We start from the raw sequence: 1,118 nt of genomic DNA, 5'->3' as shown, positions 1-1,118 counted from the left end.
TGACGTACAACCGCCCCGCGCTGTTCGCCGAGGCGCTCGCCGCCATCCGTGCGCAGAGCCGCCCCGTCGACGGCATCGTGGTCGTCGACAACGCGTCCGACGAGCCCGTCTCGGTCGAGCAGCCCACGCCGGTGACGGATGCCGTGGCCGGTCCCGGGGCGCCGGTACCGGATGCCGCGGTCGGTCCCGACGCACCGGCGATCGCACCCGCAATCGCACCCGCTCTCTCGCCCCGTCCGGCCGGTCCCGTCCGTCTCATCCGTCTCGAGCGGAACACGGGCGGCGCGGGCGGGTTCGCGGTCGGCATCGCGGTCGCCGTGGAGACCGAGCGCGCCGACCTGGTCTGGATCATGGACGACGACACCGTGCCGACCGATACCGCGCTCGAGGAACTGCTCGCGGTGCAGCGCCGCGCGCCGGCGAGCGCGCGGCTGTTCGGGTCGCGCGCGCTGTGGACCGACGGGCGACCGCATCCGATGAACGAGCCGCGGCGGCGTCCGTTCGCGAGCCGCTCGACGATCGAGGCGGCCGCCGCGCACGGCGCCGTGCCGGTGCGCTCACTGAGCTTCGTGTCGCTGCTCGTCGACGCGCGCGCCGTGCGGGAGCTCGGCCTGCCGGTCGCCGACTACTTCCTCTGGAACGACGACTTCGAGTACACCGCGCGCATCCTGCGCCGTCACACGGGCTACTTCGTGCCCGCGAGCCTCGTCGTGCACAAGACCGCGGTGTTCGGATCGACGGATGCCGACCCCGGTCCGCGATTCCGCAACGAGGTGCGCAACAAGCTCTGGATGTTCGGCCGCTCCCGCGCCCTCGACCCGCTCGAGTGGGCGGCGTACGCGGGGTCGAGCGCCCTGCGCTGGGGACGGACCGTGCTGCGCTCGAGCGACCGCGCGCTGCTCGGCGCCGGATTCCGCGCCGGGCTCGCCGAGGCGCGCCACGCGCCGCGGCCGAACGTCGAGGCGCTCGCCGACGCGCCCGACGAGGCGCTCGCCGCCGTGCGCACGATCGAGCGTGCTGCGTCCGGCGCCGCGCCGGTGGCCGGCGACGTGAACCCGGGCGCGCCCGGCGGCGCTGGCCCGGGCGCGGCCGGCGGCGCCGGCCCGCGCTCGGCCGGC

1 protein-coding gene is annotated in these 1,118 nt (G+C 76.1%); it reads left to right on the top strand.

Features of this window, described 5'->3' with window-relative positions:
* The coding region (locus QT381_RS15705; protein WP_289249968.1) for a glycosyltransferase at nucleotides 1-1,118 on the top strand (1,118 nt) is incomplete at both ends.

Source organism: Galbitalea sp. SE-J8, assembly GCF_030345695.1.
GTDB lineage: Bacteria > Actinomycetota > Actinomycetes > Actinomycetales > Microbacteriaceae > JAUASV01.
This window is presented reverse-complemented; position numbering and strand designations above follow the sequence as displayed.